Below are 25,289 nucleotides of genomic sequence, written 5' to 3'. Positions count from 1 at the left end.
AGACCCATGCAGGGAAAAAGGATAAAAATAATGCAAGCTGACTTCTGGGATGACAAGCGTCCGGCGGGTGTCGACGCCGAGGTGGATCTGCAGACCTACCAATCGGTCGTCGAGGTGTTCGAGCGCTGCTGCAGGAAATTCGCCGACCGACCTGCGTTCAGCAACATGGGCGTGACGCTGACTTACGCGGAACTCGAGCGTCACTCCGCCGCTTTCGCCGCGTATCTACAGCAGCATACGCAACTGGTGCCGGGTGATCGCATTGCCGTACAGATGCCCAATATCCTGCAATATCCGATCGCCGTATTCGGTGCGATGCGCGCCGGTCTGACGGTGGTCAACACCAACCCGTTGTACACCGCACGCGAGATGCGCCATCAATTCAAGGACTCTGGTGCCAGAGCGCTGGTTTACCTCAACCTGTTCGGCAAGCTGGTGCAGGAAGTGCTGCCGGACACGGCCATCGAATACCTGATCGAAGTAAAAATGGGCGACATGCAGTCGGCGGCCAAGGGCTGGCTGGTCAATACCCTTGTCGACAAGGTCAAGAAGATGGTCCCCGAATTCCATCTGCCTCAGGCCGTCGGCTTCAAGCGCGCGCTGCGCCTGGGGCGCGAGAGCCGCATGCAGGTCGTACCGCGAGGTCTGCAGGATGTTGCCGTTCTGCAATACACCGGTGGCACCACGGGGCTGGCCAAAGGCGCGATGCTCACCCATGGCAATCTGGTCGCCAACATGCAGCAAGTCTATGCCTGCATGCGCCAGCAAGGACCGCAAGGCGGATCGCTGTTTGAAGAGGGCAAGGAGGTGATGATTGCGCCGTTGCCGCTCTATCACATCTATGCGTTCACGGCGAACTGCATGTGCATGATGATCAGCGGCAATCACAACATCCTGATCACCAACCCTCGCGATATCGGCGGCTTCATCAAGGAGCTGGGCAAGTGGCGTTTCACTGCCATGATCGGCCTCAACACGCTGTTCGTGGTGCTCATGAACCACCCGGAATTCAAGAATCTGGATTTCTCGGCGCTGAAAAGCACCAACTCCGGTGGCACTGCACTGGTCAAGGCCACGGCCGAGCGCTGGGCGCAGATCACCGGCTGCACGATCGTCGAAGGTTACGGCCTGACCGAGACGTCGCCTGTCGCCAGCGCCAATCCCTATGGCGCCCTGGCACGCTTGGGAACCGTGGGCATTCCCGTGCCCGGCACCGCGATGAAAGTCATTAATGACGATGGCATCGAGTTGCCTTTCGGCGAGCGTGGCGAGCTGTGTATCAAGGGGCCGCAGGTCATGAAAGGCTACTGGAACCAGCCTGATGCCACGGCCGAATGCCTGGACGCCGAAGGCTGGTTCAAGACCGGTGACATTGCCGTGATTGGCGCTGACGGGTTCGTCAGTATCGTCGACCGCAAGAAAGACTTGATCATCGTGTCCGGTTTCAACGTCTACCCCAACGAAATCGAAGACGTGGTCATGGCCCATCCGAAAGTCGCCAACTGCGCCTGTATCGGCGTGCCGGACGAGCGCTCGGGGGAGGCCGTGAAGCTGTTCGTGGTGGCGCGAGACCCGCAGCTGAGCATTGAAGAGCTCAAGGCCTTCTGCAAAGAGAATTTCACCGGCTACAAGGTGCCCAGGCAGATCGTTCTGCGTGATTCATTGCCGATGACTCCGGTGGGCAAGATTCTGCGACGCGAGCTTCGGGACATCGCCTGACCCTTTAATCGTCTCCATGTGTGTACTAGGCCCCGTTTGCAGAACGCTGTAAACGGGGTCAGTTTTTTTCGGAAACAGGCGATTATATTGATTGGCCGCTCTGTTCCGGTACTTTCGACGTGATGATGAAAATTTATTAAATGAATTTAAAGTGACTGATTGTTAGTTTCTGGTCGTATTCGTGACTGTGTGGCCTGCTTCTGCCTCTAGTCGGCCTTTGGCAAAGCTGCTACTCTCGGCGCGCTTTTTGATCAGTCATAAAGCGAAAAAGCGTCTACTGCATAATTCCAAGCACAAGAAAATCATCGCTTCAGGCGATGTGAAGAATTCGCTATCGCTACGGAGCCGACTGAATGATTGATAACTTCTGGAAGGACAAGTACCCGTCCGGTATCCCTGCCGATATCAACCCCGACGAGTACCCTAACGTCCAGGCGGTCCTGAAGCAGTCCTGCCAGCGCTTCGCCGACAAGCCGGCGTTCAGCAACCTGGGCAAGACCATCACCTACGGCGAGCTGTATGAGCTGTCCGGCGCGTTTGCCGCCTGGATTCAGCAACATACCGACCTGCAGCCGGGTGACCGTATCGCCGTGCAGCTACCCAACGTATTGCAGTACCCGATTGCCGTCTTTGGTGCGATTCGCGCCGGGCTGATCGTGGTCAACACCAACCCGCTGTACACCGCGCGGGAAATGGAACACCAGTTCAACGACTCCGGTGCCAAGGCGCTGGTGTGCCTGGCAAACATGGCCCATCTGGCCGAGAAGGTCGTACCCAAGACGCAGATCAGGCAGGTGATTGTCACCGAAGTGGCCGACATGCTGTCGCCGTTCAAGCGCTTGCTGATCAATAGCGTCATCAAGTACGTGAAGAAGATGGTCCCGGCCTATCACTTGCCCAAGGCCATCAAATTCAACGATGTGCTTGGCAAGGGCCGTGGTCAGCCAGTGACCGACGTGTCGCCCGGCAGCGCCGATGTTGCCGTGCTGCAGTACACCGGCGGCACCACCGGGGTGGCCAAGGGGGCAATGCTGACGCACCGCAACCTGATCGCCAACATGCTGCAATGCCGCGCGCTGATGGCGTCAAATCTGGGCGAAGGCTGTGAAATCATCATCACGCCGCTGCCGCTGTATCACATCTATGCCTTCACCTTTCATTGCATGGCGATGATGCTGCTTGGCAATCACAACATCCTGATCAGCAACCCGCGTGACCTGCCGGCCATGGTCAAGGAGCTTTCGAAATGGAAGTTCAGCGGCTTTGTCGGCCTTAACACGCTGTTCGTGGCCCTGTGCAATAACGAAGGCTTCCGCAACCTCGATTTCTCGGCGTTGAAAGTCACCTTGTCCGGTGGCATGGCCCTGCAGCAGGCCGCCGCCGAGCGCTGGAAGCAGGTGACGGGCTGCCAGGTCTGCGAAGGCTATGGCATGACCGAGACCAGCCCGGTGGCCACAGTCAATCCCGCTCAGGACGTGCAGATGGGCAGCATCGGCATTCCCGTACCGTCGACCCTGTGCAAGGTCATCGACGATGCGGGCAACGAGCTGGCGTTCGGTGAAACCGGCGAGCTGTGCATCAAGGGGCCGCAGGTCATGAAGGGCTACTGGCAGCGCCAGGAAGCGACCGATGAAATGATCGACAGCGAAGGCTGGCTGAAGACCGGCGACATCGCGATCATTCAGCCTGATGGCTACATCCGGATTGTCGATCGCAAGAAAGACATGATCCTGATCTCCGGTTTCAACGTGTACCCCAACGAGCTGGAAGACGTACTGGCGACACTTCCCGGCGTGCTTCAATGCGCGGCCATCGGCGTACCGGACGAGAAATCGGGCGAGACCATCAAGGTTTTCGTGGTGGCCAAACCGGGCGTGACCCTGACCAAGGATAAGGTCATGGAGCACATGCGCGCCAACCTGACCGGCTACAAAGTGCCACGCAGCGTCGAATTTCGCGACGTGCTGCCAACCACCAACGTCGGCAAGATCCTGCGTCGCGAGCTGCGTGACGAGGAATTGAAGAAGCTGGGTGTGAAGAAGTAGGGTGGAGCGTCCGGAACGGCATGCGACGCGGAGCGCCGCACGATAGTTGAGATTATCGTTCCGCACGCTCCAGCGTGGGAATGCAGTTCTCGACGCTCTGCGTCGCAAGAGGACGCGCAGCGTCCGGAACGGCGTGCGACGCGGAGCGCCGCACGATAGTTGCGATTATCGTTCCCTACGCTCCAGCGTGGGAATGCAGTTCTCGACGCTCTGCGTCGCAAAAAGGGCGCGAAGAGTCAGGAATGGAGTACCTCATACTTTATTGTGATTGAGCACTGCTGCCGCAAACCATGACCGCAATGGATAGCCTGACACTCAGGCCATTCGTCACGACCCGCCACAATCTGCGACAATCCGCACCTGCCATTTGAAAAAAGACCCTGCGCGCCTGATGACCGACGAATCGCCCTCTATCGACCAACTTCTGAAAAACCTCGACCAAGCGATGATCAGCGAACGTCATCGTCTGCGCCGTCAGTTGCATGACCTGCGCAAAAAGCCCGACGAGGCGAAGCTGGCGCAGTGGGTTGCGCGGGTGCAGGCGTCCTGTGCACAGGTCACGGCGCGGCGTGACAGTGTGCCGGCGATTCGTTATGACGATAACCTGCCCATCGCGGCCAAGCGTGACGAGATCAAGGAGGCGCTGCTCAAGCACCAGGTGCTGATCATTGCCGGCGAGACTGGCTCCGGGAAGACCACCCAGTTGCCGAAGATATGCCTGGAAATCGGTCGAGGTCAGCACGGTCTGATCGGTCATACCCAGCCACGCCGGATCGCCGCTCGCAGCGTGGCCAGCCGGGTTGCCGAGGAGATCGGCACACCGTTGGGCGCACTGGTCGGCTATCAGGTGCGTTTCGAGGATCAGAGCGACAGCAATACCCTGATCAAGCTGATGACCGACGGTATTCTGCTGGCCGAAACCCAGCATGATCGCTTTCTTGAGCGCTACGACACGATTATCGTCGACGAAGCCCACGAACGCAGCCTGAACATCGATTTCCTGCTGGGTTACCTGAAAACCCTGCTGCCGCGTCGTCCGGACCTGAAAGTCATCATCACCTCCGCGACCATCGACCTGCAGCGCTTTTCCGAGCATTTCAACGATGCGCCGGTGATCGAAGTGTCCGGGCGTACCTTCCCCGTGGACGTCTGGTACCGCCCGCTGACCAGCGAGCAGGACGAAGACGGCAACAGCGTTGAAGAGGACCTGACCGTCGATCAGGCGATTCTGGCCACGCTGGACGAACTGGCGGCCTTCGAGCGCAGCGAGCGCAAGAGCCCAGGCGATGTGCTGGTGTTCCTGCCCGGCGAGCGCGAGATCCGCGATGCCGCCGAAGTGCTGCGCAAGGCGCAGCTCAGGCATACCGAGATTCTGCCGCTTTACGCGCGCCTCTCGCCGGCCGAGCAGCAGCGTATCTTTCAGTCACACCCCGGTCGTCGCGTCTTACTGGCCACCAACGTCGCTGAAACCTCGCTGACCGTGCCAGGCATCCGTTACGTGATCGACACCGGTACGGCGCGCATCAGTCGCTACAGCTATCGCGCCAAGGTCCAGCGCCTGCCGATCGAGGCGGTGTCGCAGGCTAGCGCCAACCAGCGCAAAGGCCGTTGTGGACGGGTCGAACCCGGCCTGTGCGTGCGTCTGTACAGCGAAGAGGATTTCAACGGGCGGCCGGAATTCACCGACCCCGAGATCCTGCGCACCAACTTGGCTGCGGTCATCCTGCAGATGCTGCACCTGCGCCTGGGCGAGATCACCGACTTCCCGTTCATCGAACCGCCGGACGGCAAGGCGATCAGCGACGGTTTCAACCTGTTGCAGGAGCTCTCGGCGGTCAACCGTGAGAATCAGCTGACCCCGCTGGGCCGTCAACTGGCGCGTCTGCCGGTGGACCCGCGTATGGGCCGCATGCTGCTGGAAGCAGCGAAGCAGGGCAGCCTGCAGGAAGTGCTGATCGTCGCCAGCGCCATGTCGGTACAGGACGTGCGCGAGCGCCCGCCCGAGCGTCAGCAGGCCGCGGATCAGGCCCACGCGCAATGGAAGGACGCCGACTCGGACTTCGCCGGGATGGTCAATCTATGGCGCGGCTTCGAAGAGCAGCGCCAGACCCTGACCGCCAGCCCGCTGCGTAACTGGTGCCGGCGCAATTTCTTGAATTACCTGCGCCTGCGGGAATGGCGCGATTCCCATCGGCAATTGAGTCTGATTTGTCGCGACCTGCAACTGACGGTCAACAAGGAGCCGGCCGATTACCCGAAATTCCACAAGGCCATTCTTTCCGGTCTGCTGAGTCAGATCGGGCAAAAGACCGACGAGGGCGATTACCTCGGCGCACGGCAGCGGCGCTTCTGGATTCATCCGTCCTCCGGATTGGGCAAGAAGCGTCCACAGTGGCTGATGACCGCCGAACTGGTGGAAACCACCAAGCTGTACGCGCGCATGGTCGCCAAGATCGACTCGGACTGGATCGAGCCGCTGGCCGGCCACCTGATCAAGAAAAATCATTTCGAGCCGCATTGGGAGAAGAAGCGCGGGCAGGTTGTGGCGTTCGAACAGATCACGCTGTTCGGCCTGATCGTGGTGGGCCGTCGCCCTGTGCATTTCGGCCCCATCGACCCGGTGGTTTCGCGCGAGCTGTTCATTCGTGAAGGCTTGGTGCGTGGCGATATCCTGTCGCGGGCCAAGTGCCTGAGCGCCAATACCCGCTTGCTGGAGCAGCTCGACGAGCTGGAAGCCAAGGCTCGACGCCGAGATATTCTGGCTGACGAAGACACCTTGTACAGCTTCTATGAAGCACGCATCCCGGCCGAGATTCATCAGACGGCCACCTTCGACAGCTGGTACAAGACCGAAAGCCAGAAGAATCCGCAGCTGCTGATCATGCGCGAAGAGGACGTGCTGGCTCGCGAGGCCAGCGAAGTCACCGCCGCGCAATACCCGGATACCTTGCGTCTGGGCGACCTGAGCCTGTCGCTGAGCTACCACTTCGAACCCAACCACCCGCGTGACGGCGTGACCTTGCGCGTTCCCGCGCCATTGTTGCTGTCGCTGCCTGCCGAGCGTCTCGAGTGGCTGGTGCCGGGGTTGCTCGAGACCAAATGCATCGCGCTGGTCCGCAACCTGCCCAAGGCGGTACGCAAGAATTTCGTGCCGGTCCCGGATTTCATCAAGGCGGCGTTGCAGCGCATTACTTTCGGCGAGGGCTCGTTGCCTCAGGCGCTGGGTCGTGAACTGCTGCGCATGACCGGCGTACGGGTCAGCGACGAAGCCTGGGCCGAGGCGGCACAGCAGCTTGAAGGCCACCTGAAGATGAACCTGGAAATCGTCGATGGCAGCGGCAAGTTTCTTGGTGAGGGACGTGATCTGGCCGAGCTGACGGCGCGCTTTGCCGAGGCGAGCCAGGCCGCGCTGGCCGTGCCGCAAACCGCAAAAAGCCAGCAGCCGGTGCAGGCCAAGGCCTTCGCAGCGGTGGCGCAGAAAACCCAACAGAACATCGCCGGGCTGTCGATGACGGTCTATCCGGCGCTGGTCGAAGAGGGCGGCGCGGTCAAGGAAGGCCGGTTCTCGACTCAGGCCGAGGCCGAATACCAGCATCGCCGCGCCTTGCAGCGTTTACTGTTGCAGCAGTTGGCCGAACCCGCCAAGTTTCTGCGCAACAAATTGCCGGGGCAGACCGAGCTGGCCTTGCTGCATCGCGAACTGGGGCGCATCGATGCGTTGATCGAAGACATTCTGCTGGCCAGCCTCGACAGTTGCGTGCTGGAAGGTGAAACCGAGTTACCGCGCGACGGTGCCGGCCTGCTGTCACTGGCGGAGCGCAAGCGCGCCGACTGGACCGAGCATGCCGAGCGGCTCGCGAAGCTGACGCTGGAAATCCTCAAGCTGTGGCACGGTCTGCAAAAGCGCTTCAAAGGCAAGATCGACCTGTCCCAAGCGGTGGCGCTCAACGATATCAAGGCGCAACTGAGCAAGCTGGTGTACCCCAGATTCGTCCGCGAGACCCCGGCGGTATGGCTCAAGGAGCTGCCGCGTTACCTGAAGGCCATCGAGATACGCCTGGAAAAACTCCCGGCTCAGGTGCAGAAGGACAGGGTATGGAGCATCGAGCTGGCAGGTCTGTGGACGCAATATCAGACACGCGCCGACAAGCATGCTCAAGAGGGCAAGCGCGACCCGGAGCTGGCGCTGTACCGCTGGTGGATGGAGGAATACCGCGTCTCGCTGTTCGCCCAGCAACTGGGCACCAAAATGCCGGTGTCGGACAAACGGTTGAGCAAGCAGTGGAGTCAGGTGGAGAGCTGATCCACTGCTTCCTGTCACCAAGTAAAAGGCGTCTATCGTGCCTATATTCATTGGCCCGATAGCGCCAAAACCGGGCTCTGTGGCACACTCCGCGCCTGTCTTCACCGTGTCATGAAATGCTGCTCCCTGTTACGGGCAGCTTTTACAGTCGCACTGGTACGTTGGTCCCAAAAACAGTGGGCCTTCAATTGCCGTGCCTGAGCAGGTCATTACCTGCAACTCAATAAGAGAGGAACGACCGTGCACAACGTCGTCATCAGCGGCACAGGCCTGTTTACCCCGGCCAACAGCATCTCCAACGAAGAGCTGGTGCAGTCTTTCAATGCCTATGTTGCACAGTTCAACAACGATAACGCCGCCGCTATCGAACGTGGCGACGTGCAGGCGCTGAGTGAATCCAGCGCCGCTTTCATCGAAAAGGCTTCGGGTATCAAAAGCCGCTTCGTCATGGACAAGGAGGGCATTCTCGATCCGCAGCGCATGAAGCCCAACCTGCCGGAGCGCAGCAATGACGAATGGTCGATCCTCTGTGAGATGGGTGTAGCTGCCGCCAGACAGGCGCTGCAACGCGCGGGCAAAACCGCTGCCGATATCGACGGTGTAATCGTTGCCTGCTCCAACCTGCAGCGGGCCTACCCGGCGATCTCCATCGAGATTCAACAAGCGCTGGGTGTCGCCGGTTACGGCTTCGACATGAATGTGGCCTGTTCCTCGGCCACCTTTGGCATTCAGGCAGCCTGCAACAGTGTGCAACTCGGTCAGGCCCGCGCCTTGCTGGTGATCAGCCCGGAAATCTGCACCGCACACCTTAATTTCCGTGACCGTGATAGCCACTTCATTTTTGGTGACGGCGCCACTGCCGTGGTGGTCGAGCGCGCCGACCTGGCAACCTCGCCTTACCAGTTCGATATCGTCAGCACCCGCCTGCTGACCCAGTTCTCCAACAACATCCGCAACAATTTCGGTTTCCTCAACCGTACCTCGGACGAGGGTCAGAATGCGCCGGACAAGCTGTTCGTGCAGGAAGGCCGCAAGGTGTTTCGCGAGGTGTGCCCGATGGTCGCCGAGCTGGTCGCTGCGCATTTGCAGGATAACGGCATCAACATCACTGACGTCAAACGCTTCTGGCTGCATCAGGCCAACCTGAGCATGAACCATCTGATCGTCAAGAAGCTGCTGGGCCGCGACGCTACGGTCGAAGAGGCGCCGGTGATTCTCGACACCTACGGCAATACCAGCTCGGCGGGTTCGGTGATTGCGTTTCACACCTATCAGGATGACTTGCCGCAAGGCGCGCTGGCGGTACTCAGCTCGTTTGGCGCCGGTTATTCGATCGGCAGCGTGATTCTGCGCAAGCGCTGATCACGTTCGACGGGTAGCGCTCCGGAGGCGGGCGCTACCTGTCATATCCCGTTATGTCATGTGCAGGCCCTTGGGTCTTTATCGTATTGGCTATTCACAAAGCCATTAGCGGTATCGACCATGTTCACCCTCCGTTACAACCCCTTTGAAACCATAGAAGCGTCCATTGCGCACGCCTCTGTAACGCCTCGAGCGCAGGACGCGGCGCCGTTCGAAGCGGAGCACGCCAACACCGAATTCATCAGGCTCAACTTGCCAGACTGGTATGTGGGTGCGTCCACGGCACTGCGCCAGGCACTGCACGCCAGCCAGCAAAGTGCACGGCGTTACGCGCAGGCGCTGGAGCCGGTGCGCAACCGCCTGTTATCGCCACAGCAATTTGCAGCGCCCTTGCTGTCGAAAGCGTTTGTCGAACGTTTCCAGCTCGACCTGGACGTTGAAGCCTTTCAACTGATGACCTGGCGCTACGACAGCGCCTGGAGCCCCGCCCCGCTCGAGCAGACCTTGCTCCAGGCGGCCTTGCAGAACTTCGCTTCGAGCAACAGAAGCCGCTTCAATCCCTACTCGGCAATCCTGCGGACAGGTGGCCTGCGCTACTGGCTGATCGACAGCGCCCAGCGCCGCTACAAGGTGGAATACCGGGACCGTCAGGCGATCGATCTTGAGCAGTTCGCTGATTTTTGCCATGAGCTGGATCTGGGCCGTCAGTATCAGACTCACCTGGACAGCGTGTTCAAGCCGCCAGGCCCGGCTACGCAAGCGGTTGCCAGCGCGTTCATGGACAGCGAGCGTGCCGCCGTTGAGGTGCTTGCGCATATTGCCGTGATGAAAGGCGATATCACTGAAGCGGCGTACCAGACCCTGCTGGATATGGTGAAGTCCGTTGACCAGCCCCGCTGGGATGGCAAGGGCGTGCGCTATTGCCAGTTGCACGTGCTCGATACCTACACGTTTTCAGGCTCGCTGTTACAGGGTGCCTTGCTGATACAGCAGGACGGCGCCAGGCCCGATGACAGTCCTTGTCTGGTCTACCTGCCTTCCGAGCCCTCGCATCCGATCAAACAGTTCGAGTCATTGTGGGCCTTCAACGCCTGGTTGGTGACGGCGTTGGGCAGCGAACACTATCGACGCTACTTCAGCCGTTTCGTCAGTCTTGGCCAGGCTCCGGCATTTTTTACCAAACTGGACGCACGGCTGTATCCCGCCGGGGACCGCAAGCTGGACCCCGACGCCGACCTGGTCGTGCAGGCACAGCCGTTTTCGAAACCGCCATTCGAACGGCTGTACGACCATTTGCTGTCCAAAACCTATGACGACTCAAAGGCTATCGCGGTGCCTTCCGCGCAGGTGGACCAGCAGGCTCATGATTCACTGAACGAAAGCCTTGAAAACAATGGCATGAACCTGCTCAACGTGGCCGGGTTCTTTGTGCCGGTGCTGGGTGAAATCATGTCAGTGGTCGCCCTCTATCAGCTCGCCAGCGAAGCGTTCGTGGCTTACGAGGACTGGCAGCACGATGAAGTCGAAGACGCCATGCAACATGTCTACAACATCGGCGAAAACGTTGCACAGATGTTGCTGGTAGGCGGCGTGGTGGGCGCGGTGAACGGGTTGCAACCCTCGATGTTCATCGAAAGCCTGGTGCAACGACGTGTCGACGGGGCCGTACGTCTCGGCAAGCCGAGCATCGACGCCTATGCGCATACGGTTTCGTTGCCCGACAACCTGAGCAGCAACGCCCTTGGACTTTATGAGCACGATGGCAGGACCTGGCTGCCACTGGACGGCAAGCTGTATCGCGTCGAGTCCGATGCCTCCGGCGCCAACTGGCGCATCAGGCATCCGCTGAATGAGCGTTCTTACGCACCGAAGCTCAAGCACAATGGGGCCGGTGCCTGGCGCCATGAATGGGAAAACCCTATGGGTTGGGACGAGGTAACGGCTTTCAGACGCCTCAACCCGACCTGTCATGCACTCCCGGAAGAGGACATTCAGAAAGTCCTGCGCATTACCGGCACCCACGAGGCGTTGCTGCGCCAGGTACATGTCGAGAACCTCCAGCCTCCGGCCTTGCTGAAGGACGCCATTCAGCGCGTTGAAACAGAACGGCAACTGCACGTCTGCATCGGCGCTCTTCAGGCCGCCGATGTGTCTGAGGTCCATGTTTCTCATCTTGAGCCGTGGCTGAAACTGCTGGTGTCGTCACCGCGCTGGCATGAGCCCCGCGGCCTGTTGCTCATCGACGCCCAAGGGGCGCTGCTGGAATCCTGGAACGTGGGATCGCAGATGACGCTGTCGTCCCATGTCACAGGGCCGACCGGGCACCTCAGTCAAGTGCTCGGCCAGTTACTGGAAGGTCTGCCCGCCGATGAAGTCACTCGTTTGACCGGGAGCGACAGTGCCGACAAGGCCGTTCAACTGCGCGGCTTCAAACGCTATCTGGCCGATTGCGCCCAGACACACTTGGGGCGTCTGCTGGATGACGTGCAGGCGCTCAAAGGTCGCAGCGACGACCCGCATGTTCAACTGATACAGCGCGACTTCGGCAGCTTGCCGAGCAGCGTGGCGCTCGAACTCATCGGCATGGCCAGCGACGCGGACAAAGCGCGGATGACCACGGAAAAACGCATTCCTCTGACACTTGCCGAGCATGCCCGCGAGTATCAGCAGCAACTGCGGATAAACCGCACCAACGAAGGCTTCTATCGGGCAGTAACCGATAATCTGGACACCCAGGCGGCGGGGATGGGCATGCTGCAGTACGTGCCAGGCTGGCGAGGTGATGTTTCCATCGATCTGCTGAAAGATTCGCTGGAGGGCGACGAAATCGCCAGTCTCGACAGCGATCAGGCCTCAGTGCACCGGCTGCTGGTCAGCGCCGAAGCGGGCGTTCAGTGCTTCGATCCTTCAGGTGAGCCGCTCGGTGAAGTCGATCAGCAATTTTTCAGGGCGTTGTTGCTGGCGCTTCCCGAACAGATACGCCTCGACATTCAGCTGCCTGCTGGCGCGGATGAGCAGCAACTGCGCAGTCTGTTGCGCAATACGGCAGTCGAACGGCGTGAGCGCATGGCTGCCATTTTGCAATTGCAGCCAATCAAGCCGGGTATCAAGTGGCCGCAACGCTTGCCTCATGGCCGTATTGGCTACCCCCTGAGTGGACGCTTGCGGGGTTTCTTTCGTCGCTTGGGCATTGGCGCGTCCAGGCACTCGCCGGAGCTTGCGGTAAGAAGTCTGTACCCGGGTTTTTCCGATGCAGAAGTGTCCGACTTCCTGAGCACGCTGCGCGCCGAACACACCGGACCGGCGAGGGAGTTGTCGACTTTCGTCCGGCAAAGACTGAGCAGCCTCGCCGATGAATTGCGAACGCTTCAAGTTACCCTGGACAACTGGGTCGCGGAAACGCCCTTTTCTTCGTTGCGCAGGCCGAGGGAGGTCGCCGCGACGCGCATTCGCGACTGCTGGAAACGCTTGAGCTTTCAGTGCCGAAACTTTCAGGGTGACTTTTTAGGGTATGCGCTCGATCTGGATAACTTGCGTATCGGAGAACTCCCGGATATCACGGCTAACTTCGACCATGTGGCGGTGCTGAAAGCCCGCGCCATGCAGCTTACCGATCCACAAGCGAATGCATTACTGAAAAACTTCAACAGACTGCGTTCGCTGAGCCTGGACTTCAATGATCTGCGATCCTTGCCGACCTCGATAGGGCAAATGCCTCAGCTTGCAGAGCTGTCCATCAGCCACAACCCGCTGATCTGGACAGAGTCCGCCAACGTGGCGTTGCAGAACCTGAACCGGTTGGAGATTCTGGACCTCAACTTTTGCTCGCTCGGCGAGGACGTCCCCATCCACGCATTGAACTCATTGCGCCTACTGTTTTTGCGTGGCACGGGCATTCGAACATTGCCGGCATGGAACTGGGTGCGGTCCGAGCTGATTCGGATTGATGTGCGTGACAATCGCATCTCGGAAATATCCATCGATGAACTCGATAACATCGAGCGCTCCCTCAGTTCCTCGCGCCTGCACCTGCATCTGAGCGGCAATCCGTTGAATTCACCCACGCTGGAACGCATCAGGCTGTTTCGCGAGGGCAGGCTGCGCCCGCGGTGGGGTGTCAGCCAGAGTCGCAATCCGGTCGAGGCCGGACCTGGCAGTGCGCCGTGGCTTGCAGGTCTGAATCGTGAGCAGGTGAATACCCGCATAAGGCTGTGGCAAGACCTGCGCGCCTGTGCCGGATCCACGGATTTTTTTCAGATGCTGAGCGATCTGACGCAATCGGCGACTTCTCAAGTAACCGCGATGAGCTGATTGCGCGAGTCTGGTCGATGATCCAATCGGCGTCGGTCAACGCCGAGCTGCGTGCCCAGCTCTTCGATGTTGCCGCGCACCCGCAGACGTGTGGTGATGGACTGGCAATGGTGTTTGGCGATATGGAAGTGCGCGTCCAGATCTTCTCGATCATGTCATCCACGACGGCGGCCGCGCAGCCACGCGAGCTGTTCAGGATGACCCGCAGTCTGGACCGTCTGGACCAGGTGGAGAAAATCGCCCTGCGCGATATAGCGTTTCGTCAGGCGAGCGGCGAAACGGTCGATGAGGCCGAAGTACGCCTGGCCTACCGCGTCGGTCTGCAGGCGCGGCTTGAGCTGCCGGGCCAGCCGCGAAACATGTGGTTCCGCGCTATTGCCAAGGTGAGCGAAGCGGATTTGCAGGCGGCTTACAACGAAATCATCGATCGCGAAGCCACCCCTGAGTTTTTCCAGTCGATGATTGCCCGGGAATTCTGGATGAGTTATCTGGAAATTCGTTACGCCCCGGAGTTCGAGCCGGTCAAGCAGCCTTTCAATCAGCGCCTGGTGGCCCTGGATGAGTTGCCGCCTGATCAGCGATCCGATCAGCAGTACCTCGAGCAGATTGGCCTGATCTCTCGTCAGCGTGAGCAGGCGATCAACGAATTCGCGATCACTCTTTCCAGGCAGATTGCCCAAGCGGTGAACATGACGGCTCAATAAGGGATATTCTTCACCCTGTCTGCCTATCGGGGAACCTGCATGCCTGTTCACGTAATCGACAGCCTCGGCACCGTCGCGCCTGCCCAGTGGGATGCGCTGGTGCCTGGCAATCAGCCATTCCTGCGGCATGCGTTTCTCAGCTCGCTGGAGGACAGCGGCAGCCTCGGGCCACGATCGGGCTGGCGTGCCGAGCACGTGCTGCACTACGAAAACGATCAGTTGGTGGCGGCGTTGCCGGCTTACCGAAAGTGGCATTCGTATGGCGAGTATGTGTTCGATCACGCCTGGGCAGACGCCTGCCGTCGCGCCGGCATCGCCTATTACCCCAAGCTGCTGATCGCCGTGCCTTTCAGCCCGGTCGGCGGTTCGCGGATTTTGTCGGTGACGCCTCAGGGCGGTATCGAGTTGCTCAGCGAGCTGCCTGCCTATCTGCAGAGTGAAGGGTTGTCGAGCGCCCACGTGAACTTCACCGATCCGGCGGCCGATGCCTTGCTTGAAACGCAACCGGGTTGGCTGGAGCGCTTTGGCTGCCAGTTTCACTGGCACAATCGCGGCTACCGGGACTTTCAGGACTTCCTTGATGCATTGAGTTCGCGCAAGCGCAAACAGATGCGCAAGGAACGTGAGCAGGTGGCCGGGCAGGGCATCGAGTTTGAATGGCTCGAAGGCGCGCAGATGAGCGAAGTGCTGTGGGACTTCGTGTATGCGTGCTACTCCAATACCTACGAGGTGCGTGGTCAGGCGCCTTACCTGACGCGTGAGTTCTTCAGCCTGCTGGCCGAGCGCATGCCCGAATCGATTCGTGTGGTCATCGCGCTGCAGGGCTCACGGCCGGTGGCGATGGCCTTCAGCCTGATCGGCGACGACAGTTTCTATGGGCGCTACTGGGGCTGTCTGGCCGAGTTTGACCGGCTGCATTTCGAAACCTGTTTCTATCAGGGTATGGACTACGCCATCGCGCACGGCCTGCAACGCTTCGACGCCGGCGCGCAGGGCGAACACAAACTGATCCGCGGCTTCGAACCGCAGATCACCCGTTCGTGGCACTACCTGATGCACCCAGGCCTGAAAGACGCCGTCAGCGAGTTTTTGGAGCAGGAGCGAGTCGGCGTACTGGCCTATGCCGAGGAAGCGCGCAGCGCGCTGCCGTATCGGCAGGTGGAGTAACCGGCCAGAAGACATTCAGCGACTGCACTGGCCCCTTCGCGAGCAAGCTCGCTCCCACAAGTGCTGCGTACATATGACCGACAGGTGGACCCCACAAGTGCTGCGTCGCTGCCGCTGGAGATTTTGTGGCCTCTGAAGATCCTGTGGGAGCGAGCTTGCTCGCGAAGAGGCCAGCAAATTCCCCCTATCAATCCACGCCTACAAACCCACCCGTTTGATGCTGCCACAACCGCGCGTACAGCCCGCCATGCGCCAGCAGTTCGCAGTGCGTGCCGGTTTCGGCGATCTGGCCTTTCTCCAGAACCACCAGGCGATCCATGCGTGCGATCGTGAGCAAGCTTGCTCCCACAAGTGCGGCGTCGCTGCCGCTGAAGATGTTGTGGCCTCTGAAGATCCTGTGGGAGCGAGCTTGCTCGCGAAGAGGCCAGCAAACTCCCCCTATCAATCCACGCCTACAAACCCACCCGTTTGATGCTGCCACAACCGCGCATACAGCCCGCCATGCGCCAGCAGTTCGCTGTGCGTGCCTGTTTCAGCGATCTGGCCTTTCTCCAGAACCACCAGGCGATCCATGCGTGCAATCGTCGACAGGCGGTGCGCGATGGCGATCACCGTTTTGCCCTGCATCAACGTCTCCAGGCTTTCCTGAATCGCTGCTTCGACTTCCGAGTCGAGTGCCGAGGTGGCTTCGTCCATGATCAGGATCGGTGCGTCCTTGAGCAGCACGCGAGTGATCGCGATACGCTGGCGTTGACCGCCGGACAGCTTGACGCCGCGTTCACCGACATGAGCATCGAAGCCGGTACGCCCTTCGGAGTCCGACAGCAGCGGGATGAACTCGTCAGCACGAGCCTTGCGGATCGACTCCCAGAGCTGTTCGTCGGTTGCGTGCGGATTGCCATACAGCAGGTTCTCGCGAATCGAGCGGTGCAGCAGCGAGGTGTCCTGGGTAATCATGCCGATCTGCGCCCGCAGGCTTTCCTGGGTGATTTCGGAAATATCCTGGCCGTCGATAAGGATTCTCCCGCCTTGCACGTCGTACATGCGCAGCAGCAGGTTCACCAGCGTCGACTTGCCCGCGCCGGAAGGCCCGATCAGGCCGATCTTCTCACCCGGTTTGATGTCCAGGTTGAGGTTGTGAATGATCCCGTTGCCATTGCCGTAATGGAAATCGACGCCGTCGAACCTGACACCGCCGTTTTCGATCTTCAGCGGCAGGGCGCCAGGTTTGTCATTGACCGTGACGGGCTGCGAGATACTTTCCAGGCCGTCCTGCACGGTACCGATGTTCTCGAAGATGCCGTTGACCACCCACATGATCCAGCCGGACATGTTGACGATGCGGATGACCAGACCGGTGGCCAGTGCGATCGCCCCCACCGAGATCATCGACTGAGTCCACAACCACAGGGCCAGGCCGGTCGTCGTAACGATCAGTATGCCGTTCATGGTGGTGATGGTAGTGTCCATCGACGTGACCACGCGGCCAGCCAGCTGACTTTTTTCGGTGTGATCGCGCATCGCTTCGCGAGCGTACTGCTGCTCGTGGTTGGTGTGGGCGAACAGCTTGAGCGTGGTGATGTTGGTATAGCCGTCGACGATGCGGCCCATCAGTCGTGAGCGCGCATCGGACGAATCCACCGAGCGCTGCTTGACCCTCGGCACGAAATACATCAGCGAGAGGATGAACGCCGCGATCCAGGTACCCAGCGGGATCATCAGGCGCCAGTCGGCCTCGGCGAACAGCACCATCGCGCTGATCGCGTAGATCAGCACATGCCACAGCGCATCCACCGACTGTACGGCCGAGTCGCGCAATGAGTTGCCGGTCTGCATGATGCGCTGAGCGATACGCCCGGCGAAGTCGTTCTGGAAGAAGTTGACGCTCTGCTTGAGCACGTAACTGTGGTTCTGCCAGCGAATCAGGTTGGTCATGCCGGGGCTGATCGTCTGGTGTACCAGCAGGTCATGCAGGCCGACGAAAATCGGCCGCAGCAGCAGGGCGACGACGACCATCCAGATCAGCTCGGAACCATGAATGCTGAAGAAGTTCTCCGGCGGCGTGGTTTGCGCCAGGTCGATGATGCGGCTCAGGTAACTGAACAGCGACACTTCGATCAGCGCACCGATCAGCCCGACCACCAGCAGCGCGGTAAACGTCGGCCACACCTGACGCAGGTAGTAGAGATAAAACGCGAAGACGGTATTGGGCGGGGCAGCGGTAGGAGCGTCTTTGAAGATATCGATCAGTTTTTCGAAACGACGATAAAGCATTGGCTATCACACCCACGCGACGTGGGTTCTCCTTGATAAGTGGAGGCTCTCCCGTCCGGACCGCACGAAGCCCGAAGGCTCCATGCGGTGCAGGTTTCCCGATCAGTTGACGCGTTTGGCGGACTTGATCAGGATCGGGTCGATTGGCACGTTTTGCATGCCTTTCTGAGTAGTGGTGCGGGCGTTGACGATGTTGTCGACGACGTCCATACCCTTGACGACTTTACCGAACACCGCGTAACCGAAGTCGCGCGCGCCGTTGTCGAGCATGGCATTGTCGTTGGTGTTGATGAAGAATTGACTGGTGGCCGAGTTCACGTCCGAAGTACGCGCCATGGCAATGGTGCCGCGGACGTTATGCAAACCGTTCTGGGCTTCGTTCTTGATCGGATCCTTGGTCTGCTTCTGAACCAGTTGCTGGGTGAAGCCACCGCCCTGCACCATGAAACCCGGAATCACCCGGTGAAAGATGGTGTTGGTATAGAAGCCGCTGTCGACATAGCCCAGAAAGTTCTGGGTGCTGATCGGCGCCTTGGTGTCTGCAAGTTCGATTTCAATCTGGCCGAAGCTGGTGTCGAGTACCACGTGCGTGGCTTTATCCGGAGCAGCCATCAGGTTGGCGGCGAACAGTACGGAGCAGGCGGCGAGAGCGATTTTTTTCAGCATGTGGCAACACGTCCTTCATTAAGAGATATCGACTGTGACCGGCAAGGTAACCACGTTTGGCTTTTTTTGCCCAGCGTATTGGCGGGTTTGCAGCACTTCAGACGATCAGGCTGCACGTCCATGGACCGCACAGGATTTTCAGACTGCGTTGCTGGCGATGAATTCCAGCCGCGTGCGATTGACGTGCTGCATACAGTGAAGAGCGCCAAGTGCCTGCGCCGGTCAGGCATTTTGCGGCGTGCCGAGTGCAGCGGTGAGCGGGGTCGTGTCAAAGCTGCGGATCAGATCGATCAGAATCTGCGTGGCCGGGCCCAGCGGTCGGTCCTTGCTGGAGTAAAGATAGAAGGTCGGGTTGCGGCTGCCACCCTTGTCCAGGCGCAAGGGCTTGAGCAGGCCTTCGCGCAGTTCACGCTCGATCATGTGCCGAGGCAGCCAGGCGAAGCCCAGGCCGTTGCTGACGAAGGTCGCAGCGGTGCCCAGGCTGCCGACGGTCCAGCGCTGTTCCGCGCCCAGCCAGCCGAAGTCCCTGGGTTGCTGCCTGCCGGAATCACGGATGACGACCTGCAACTGGCTTTCCAGGTCCTGAAAGGTCAGCTCGCGATTGGCCTGATGCAGGGCGTGGTCCGGGTGAGCGACGGCGACGAACTCGACCGAGCTCATCTCGGTGCCCAGATGCCCGGCAATGCTGTAGCCGCTGATGGCCAGGTCCGCGACGCCTTCGAGCAAGACCTCCTCGACGCCGGAGAGCACTTCCTCACGCAGTCGCACCCGGCAGCCACGGCTCTGCGGCATGAACGCAGTCAGCGCCCTGACCAGACGCGCCGAAGGGTACGCCGCGTCGATCACCAGGCGCACTTCCGCTTCCCAACCCTGCTCCATATGGTGGGCGAGGTCTTCCAGTTGGCTGGCCTGTTTGACCAGTTGCCGCGAGCGGCGCAGCAGTACGCCACCGGCTTCGGTCAGTACCGCCTTGCGCCCGTCGATACGCAACAACGGCACGCCGAGCTGTTCCTGCATGCGCGCCACGGTGTAACTCACCGATGATTGCGAGCGATGCAACGCTTCGGCGGCCTGAGCAAAACCACCGTGATCGACCACGGCCTGCAATGTGCGCCACTGGTCGAGAGTCACGCGGGGCGCTTTCATGCTGTAATTCCTCTTAAAGTACGGGCTTATTGTTCTACTCTGACAATCCCGACTCGGAGATTGCCGAATGAATCGACTGTGTTGTGCGCTGCTGGTCATGTTGCCGTTGACGGCCCTGGCGTACCCCATCGAGGTGGAAAAACAGTACCAGGGCGTGAAGATCGATTATGTTGCCCACGACGTCTATCACGATACCGGGTCAATCACCGTCAACAACTACGGTGAAGTAGACGCCAAATGTTCGGTGGTGTTCATCAACGGGCCGGAGGCACCGCGCACCCGACATGTGCAGGTCGGCGCAGGCAAGAGTCTCGACGTTTCATCCCGATTCAATCGCAGCATCATAAAGTTGCGAATCAGGCTCAGCTGCCAGCCCGCCTGAGAGTAGAGCGCTCTTATGGATAAGACAAATTTATGGGGGGAGCACAGAGGCTTCGCGTTTTTGTGCAACGCGTTGGTGTAGGACCGGGGTTGCGGGGGATGGTACTCACCCCGGTCGCTCTTGCTGATGTTCTGAGGGTGCAGCCCCGTTTCCAGGGCTTTTTATGAGTTATATGCTTTGGGACGATCAGACAATGATGTCGGCGGCCTGCAGCGTTTGCACGCCCGTGAGCTGGATTTCGAAGTCCGCGCCGACGTTGTCATCGATATTGCCGTACAGCACACCGTCGGCAAAACGCAGTTCACCGCTGTTGTTGGCGCTGAACGCCGCGTTGCCGATGAATACGAACGCATCGTGGCCATCGGTCAGCGGTCGGGCATCGAAGCCGGAGAAGTCCAGCTTGTCGCCTTCGACTGTCTTGAAGCCATTGATGATGTCGCGCAGTCCGCCCAGGCCCGTATCGGTGATGCTGTTGAACACGTAGTGGTCCGCGCCGGTGCCGCCGATCAGCGTATCAGCGCCTGACCCGCCGATCAGCACGTCATCACCCGCACCACCGGACAAGGTGTCATTGCCATCGCCGCCGCTCAGGGTGTTGGCGTTCTTGTTGCCGGTCAGCGTGTCGGCAAACTGGCTGCCGATCAGGTTTTCAGTGAATTTCAGTGTGTCCAGGCCCGAACCCCCGGTGGCTTGCTGGGCGCTGGTGTTCAACGCAACGGTGACGCCGGCGGTGGCGAACAGATACGACACGGTGTCATTGCCGTCGCGGCCGTCCATGACGTTGTCGCCAGCGCCCGCGTAAATCAGGTTGTCCAGGGCATTGCCGGTGGCGTTGGCGGCCCCGGTACTGTTGATGACGATGTTCTCCACATTGGCCCCCAGCGTGTAGCTGGCCAGCGAGCTGTACACCGTATCCACGCCACCCACCTGTGCATCGGCATTGGTTTCGACCACCCGGTCGGCGGCATCGTCGACGTAATAACTGTCCGATCCATCGCCGCCGGTCAGCATGTCGGCACCTGCAGCACCGTCAAGAATGTTGTTGCTGGCATTGCCGATGATGACGTTCTTCACGGCGTTGCCGGTGCCGTTGATGGCAGACACGCCGGTAAGCACCAGGTTTTCCAGGTTGGCGCCCAGCGTCCAGCTGACAGACGACACCACGGTGTCGACCTGCGAAGGCGAGTCGTTGCTTTCGGTGACGGTATCGAAAGCGTTGTCGACGACATAGATGTCGTTGCCATCGCCGCCGCTCATGTCATCCGCGCCCTGATCGCCGTCCAGCACGTCATTGCCGGAACTGCCGACCAGTGTGTCGTCGTCACTGGTGCCGAAGATGTGGCCACCTTCGTTCTGGCCACTCTCGAAAATGGCCGCCGGGTCGTTGTTGTCAGCGGCGTTGCCGTGGAAACCCAGGTCATCGGCGATGAAATCGGCCAGGCGCTGGCCGACGATCTCGGCGGACTCTTCATGCAAGTGCCAGACGTCATCGGGGTAAACCAGCGGGTTGACCTCGTAACGCAGCGGCAGGTCGGTGTAGTCAACCGCCAGCTTGACGTCGGCGCGCTCAGTGGCAATGGCTTCCTGAACGCTTCTGACGTACCCGGTACCCTCGACAATGGCGTTGATCTTTTCATCGGTGTAGCCGCGGGCCTTGGCCGCATCGGTCTGGTAGTGCCCGGTTTCGGCGATGTATACGGTGAAATCGCCGATCTGCGCATGCAAGTAGTCGAACACTTTCAGGGTCGAGGCCTTGTACAGCTCGGCTGCCGCCTGCTTGTCAGTGGCGCGGGCGATTTCCTGAGCGGCTTCTTCACCCTGACCCCAGATGATCCCGGTGGTCACTTTGTCGATGGCGGTCAGCGACGCCAGTTGCGACTTGAGCAACTCGGTGGCGCGCAACAGCGCAGGGCCCGGCTCATCGGTGTCGACCAGCCACCAGGAAACACGCTGTTCTTCCTGAGTGCCGGTCGAGTAGCCGACCACGGTGCTGCCGCCCACGGCGAGGTCGATGCCATCGCCGTTGGCGTCGGTGAATTGGCTGCGCACGTCGTAATCGGTGTAGCGGGTCAGGTCCTTGACCATTTCCGAGGTGCCGGACTGGTTATCGTCTTCGGTCATGCGCAGCAGGCGCGCATTGGACTGGCCCAGCGTCGGCAGGTAGAGAATCTCCTGCGCCTCACGCTGGCCGAAGACGAAGTCCGCATCGGTCAGGGTGTTAATCAGGTTGCCGCTCAGGGCGATTTCGAAGCGATTGCCGTCGGCATCCGCCGTAGCGGACTTGATGTAAGTCTTGTCGCCCGTTTCGTTGAGGGTCATGTACAGCGTGTGATCTTCGCCGTTGCCCAGCCCCAGAAAGCCCAGGGCGGAAACGTCTATCTTGTCCTGGCCCGGGGTGAAGTCATAGATCGTGTCGGTGGCGGTCAGCCCGCCAGCGTCGTAATCGCGGTAGCTGTCGGTCAGGGCGCTGTAGACGAACGTGTCGGCATCGGCTCCTCCGTACAGGGCGTCACGTCCTGCGCCACCGTTGATGATGTCGGCGCCGGTATCGCCGCGCAGCGTGTCGTCACCGCCCAGGCCCAGAATCGTGTCGTTGCCTTCGGTGCCATACAGCGCCTCGGCGTTCTCGGTGCCGGTGAGGGTCCCCGGCGTGACGTTGCCCACATTGATGGCAAAACTGTCGGCCACCGACGCGCCGGTGGCGTCGCTTGCGGTCAGCAATACCGAGTAAAGCCCCGATGCCGTGCCACCCGGCGTGCCGCTGAAGGTCAGGGTCTTGCTGTCGAACTTCAACCAGTCGGGCAGGGCGCTGTTATCGGCCAGGGTCGCGCTGTAGGTCAGCGTGTTGCTGTCCGGGTCGCTGAAGCTGCCGGGTTGCACAGCGTAGGAGAACGCCTTCAGCTCGGTGATGTTCTGGTCCATCAGCGGCGTATTGAGCACTGGTGCCTGATTGGCGGCGGCTGCGGTGGAGAAGATGAAGTTGGACGCGCTCAGTTTGTCGGCCAGATTGCCTTGCAAGGCGATCTCGAAGCGATTGCCTGTGCTGTCGACCGCATCGGTCTTGATGTAGGTCTTGCTGCCGTCGGCATTGACGGACAGGTAAATGGTGTTGGCGCTGCCATCGCCCAGGCCGCGCAGGCCGATGCTGGACAGGTCGATGCGGTCTTCGGCCGGGTTGAAGTCGGTGATCGTGTCGCTCTGCTTGGTGCCGCTGGCTGTGTAATTGCGATAGCTGTCCAGACGCGAGTTGTAGATGAACAGGTCCGCGCCCGCGCCACCGGTCAGGGTGTCGGCATCGGCTCCGCCAGTGATCGTGTCGGCGCCCGCGCCGCCATCGATACGGTCCGTACCGGCGTTGCCGTTGATCACGTCATTGCCGTCGGTGCCGGTCAGGGTATCGCCGCCCGCCGTGCCTTCCACGACATGCTGGAAGATGAAATGACTGGCATTGAGCGTGTCTTTCAGGTTGCCGCTCAGGCCCAGTTCGAAGCGGTTACCGCTGGCATCGGCGTCGAGTGATTTGACGTAGGTGCGGTCCAGCGTGGCGTTGTAGCTGATGTTCAGCGTACCGCCCTTGCCGCTGCCCAGCCCGGTGAAGCCCAGGTTGCTCAGGTCGATGCGGTCCTGGCTGATATCGAAGTCGGTGACCAGATCGGTGGAACTGGTGGTCGCTGTACGGTAGCTGTCGGTCAACTGATCGAAGCGAAAGGTGTCGGCACCCGCGCCACCGGTGAGCTTGTCGGCTCCGGCACCACCAATCAGGATGTCGTCACCCGCACCGCCGTTCAAGGTGTCCTTGCCGGCCAGACCGAAGATCTGCTCGTGGGCCGCGCCACCGGTGATGACGTCGTTGCCCTCGGTGCCATTGACGGTCACCAGCGGGAACGCATCACCTGCAAAGCTGCCATCGCCATACACCAGGGTCAGCCCCTTGCTGGTGTGGCTGATGGTGTTGCCGACGATGCTGTTGCGGTCGGTGCCGTCTTCGTTGCGCTCGGCGACGCCGTAGGTGGAGTTGTCACTGCCGGTGATCGTGTTGCCACGGATCAGGTTGTCGCTGCCGCTGAAGAACTTGCCGGACACGCCCGTGGTGTCGTCGTAGGACTGAATGATGATTTCCGGAACCGCTGAACCCAGCGCGTTGTTGCTCAGGGTGTTATCGAAGATATCCACCCCGGAACTGCCGTAAATGCGCACGCCGGCGTTGCCGTTGTCGTGGATGTCCACGCCGCTGACCGAGACCTGGCTGGACAGCTTGATCAGTACGCCTTCTGCTGCGTTGCCATACACCGCGCCGCCGGTGATGGTGATGTTGGCGGGAGAGGGGATGTTCTCGCTGCCGCGCTGCACCACGATGCCGGTGCTGCCATTGCCATAGGCAACGTTGTTGCTCAGGGTGAAGTCGTGGGTGCTGGTGACCACGTTGAAGCCGTGACGATCGTTGTCGTACGCAACGTTGTTTTCAAACACGCTGTCGCTCAGGTAATCGGCCACGAAGCCGTCCAGGCCGTTGCCATGCGACACGCTGTTCTTGATCACCATGTTGACGGTCTGCTCGTGCGGGTCGAAGCCGTAGCCCGAGCAATCCTTGATCTCGACGCTGTCGAGGGTAACGTTCGAATCCTTGCCGTCAGAGCCCGGAATGTAACCGTTGAACCAGCCATCCACCTTGCCGGTGGTGGCGTCCCGGTTACCGTCCAGCGTCAGGTTCTTCATGCCGAAGTCGTGGGTTTCTTCGCCATAGGCCGAGCGCACGATGCCGGTGATCTTGGTGTCCGAGCCATCCGCAAGCTTGATGACCGTCTCGCCCATGCCTGCACCCGACAGGGTGACGTTGCTCTTGAGCATCAGGCAGCCATCAGAAGGCTCTTCGCCACCGGACACGATGTATGTGCCGGCCCCCATGACCACTTCACCGCCGCCTGCAGCCGCCGCCGCATCGATTGCGGCCTGAATGGCAGCTGTATCGTCAGTGACGCCGTCGCCCACTGCTCCGAAGTCTTTTGTGTTGAATATCATGGTGTTACTCCAGGCGACGACGAATGTGGATGAAATGAGTCAATATTGCAGCGTCGAGATGATAAGACCTTTTTCTGTGGAAAAGTTGCCGATATAGGCTATATTTTCGTCGAAACCGACGACATGTACGTCAATAATGCGACTGTCATATTTGTGACGGGTAACGCGGAGCGCGGCGACGGGTTGGCGTC

The 25,289-nt window shown here is 60.1% G+C and carries 10 protein-coding genes and 2 pseudogenes; 7 read left to right on the top strand and 5 right to left on the bottom strand.

The genetic code is table 11. The features are described 5' to 3' along the window. The first annotated feature begins 30 nt into the window (after nt 1-30). The 6 genes and pseudogenes from fadD2 (at nt 31) to PCPL58_RS21310 (ending at nt 15,611) form a co-directional block, all read left to right on the top strand. Nucleotides 31-1,719, top strand: coding sequence for a long-chain-fatty-acid--CoA ligase FadD2 (fadD2, locus tag PCPL58_RS21335; RefSeq protein WP_065350390.1), 1,689 nt, complete (start codon nt 31-33; stop codon nt 1,717-1,719). Between the two features lie 353 nt (nt 1,720-2,072). Then, nucleotides 2,073-3,764, top strand: coding sequence for a long-chain-fatty-acid--CoA ligase FadD1 (gene fadD1 / locus PCPL58_RS21330; RefSeq protein WP_003431149.1), 1,692 nt, complete (start codon nt 2,073-2,075; stop codon nt 3,762-3,764). Nucleotides 3,765-4,155: 391 nt separating this feature from the next. Continuing rightward, a complete protein-coding gene (gene hrpA / locus PCPL58_RS21325) occupies nt 4,156-8,067 on the top strand; it encodes an ATP-dependent RNA helicase HrpA (protein ID WP_065350389.1) in 3,912 nt (1,303 codons plus the stop codon). Between the two features lie 240 nt (nt 8,068-8,307). Continuing rightward, the gene (locus PCPL58_RS21320; protein WP_003363473.1) at nt 8,308-9,429 is read left to right on the top strand and encodes a beta-ketoacyl-ACP synthase III; all 1,122 of its coding nucleotides are present in this window, start codon (nt 8,308-8,310) and stop codon (nt 9,427-9,429) included. Between the two features lie 120 nt (nt 9,430-9,549). Continuing rightward, nucleotides 9,550-14,444 (top strand): annotated as a pseudogene (locus PCPL58_RS21315) (NEL-type E3 ubiquitin ligase domain-containing protein). Nucleotides 14,445-14,483: 39 nt separating this feature from the next. Continuing rightward, the gene (locus tag PCPL58_RS21310; protein WP_065350388.1) at nt 14,484-15,611 is read left to right on the top strand and encodes a GNAT family N-acetyltransferase; all 1,128 of its coding nucleotides are present in this window, start codon (nt 14,484-14,486) and stop codon (nt 15,609-15,611) included. A 187-nt stretch (nt 15,612-15,798) separates the two neighbouring features. Here the strand turns inward: PCPL58_RS21310 and PCPL58_RS31575 are convergent. From PCPL58_RS31575 to PCPL58_RS21295, 4 genes and pseudogenes are all read right to left on the bottom strand, one after another. Beyond that, nucleotides 15,799-15,948, bottom strand: a pseudogene (locus tag PCPL58_RS31575) (hypothetical protein); the annotation flags it as partial. 104 nt (nt 15,949-16,052) lie between these two features. Beyond that, the gene (locus PCPL58_RS21305; protein WP_003431136.1) at nt 16,053-17,885 is read right to left on the bottom strand and encodes an ABC transporter ATP-binding protein; all 1,833 of its coding nucleotides are present in this window, start codon (nt 17,883-17,885) and stop codon (nt 16,053-16,055) included. 102 nt (nt 17,886-17,987) lie between these two features. After that, nucleotides 17,988-18,551 (bottom strand): peptidylprolyl isomerase A, encoded by a 564-nt coding sequence (locus PCPL58_RS21300; RefSeq protein ID WP_003363466.1) that lies wholly within the window; start codon nt 18,549-18,551, stop codon nt 17,988-17,990. A gap of 222 nt (nt 18,552-18,773) precedes the next feature. Beyond that, on the bottom strand, nt 18,774-19,697 hold the full coding sequence (locus PCPL58_RS21295; protein ID WP_003363464.1) for a LysR family transcriptional regulator: 924 nt from the start codon (nt 19,695-19,697) through the stop codon (nt 18,774-18,776). Nucleotides 19,698-19,764: 67 nt separating this feature from the next. Here PCPL58_RS21295 and PCPL58_RS21290 point away from each other — a divergent pair, with 67 nt between their 5' ends. Further along, nucleotides 19,765-20,079 (top strand): hypothetical protein, encoded by a 315-nt coding sequence (locus tag PCPL58_RS21290; RefSeq protein WP_003363462.1) that lies wholly within the window; start codon nt 19,765-19,767, stop codon nt 20,077-20,079. Between the two features lie 186 nt (nt 20,080-20,265). Here the strand turns inward: PCPL58_RS21290 and PCPL58_RS21285 are convergent, their stop codons facing one another. Further along, entirely contained in the window at nt 20,266-25,098 is a 4,833-nt protein-coding gene (locus tag PCPL58_RS21285) for a M10 family metallopeptidase C-terminal domain-containing protein (protein WP_065350387.1), read from the bottom strand. Between the last annotated feature and the right edge of the window lie 191 nt (nt 25,099-25,289).

Source organism: Pseudomonas cerasi (assembly GCF_900074915.1).
GTDB lineage: Bacteria > Pseudomonadota > Gammaproteobacteria > Pseudomonadales > Pseudomonadaceae > Aquipseudomonas > Aquipseudomonas cerasi.
The sequence above is the reverse complement of the archived record's forward strand: the minus strand, read 5'-3'. Positions and strand labels throughout refer to the sequence as shown.

Excerpts from the sequence above, each read along its gene's own strand:
- PCPL58_RS21310 (WP_065350388.1), top strand. The coding sequence starts at position 14,484 with ATGCCTGTTCACGTAATCGACAGCCTCGGCACCGTCGCGCCTGCCCAG.
- PCPL58_RS21300 (WP_003363466.1), bottom strand. The coding sequence starts at position 18,551 with ATGCTGAAAAAAATCGCTCTCGCCGCCTGCTCCGTACTGTTCGCCGCC.
- hrpA (WP_065350389.1), top strand. The coding sequence starts at position 4,156 with ATGACCGACGAATCGCCCTCTATCGACCAACTTCTGAAAAACCTCGAC.
- PCPL58_RS21285 (WP_065350387.1), bottom strand. The coding sequence starts at position 25,098 with ATGATATTCAACACAAAAGACTTCGGAGCAGTGGGCGACGGCGTCACT.
- fadD2 (WP_065350390.1), top strand. The coding sequence starts at position 31 with ATGCAAGCTGACTTCTGGGATGACAAGCGTCCGGCGGGTGTCGACGCC.
- PCPL58_RS21305 (WP_003431136.1), bottom strand. The coding sequence starts at position 17,885 with ATGCTTTATCGTCGTTTCGAAAAACTGATCGATATCTTCAAAGACGCT.
- fadD1 (WP_003431149.1), top strand. The coding sequence starts at position 2,073 with ATGATTGATAACTTCTGGAAGGACAAGTACCCGTCCGGTATCCCTGCC.
- PCPL58_RS21290 (WP_003363462.1), top strand. The coding sequence starts at position 19,765 with ATGAATCGACTGTGTTGTGCGCTGCTGGTCATGTTGCCGTTGACGGCC.
- PCPL58_RS21295 (WP_003363464.1), bottom strand. The coding sequence starts at position 19,697 with ATGAAAGCGCCCCGCGTGACTCTCGACCAGTGGCGCACATTGCAGGCC.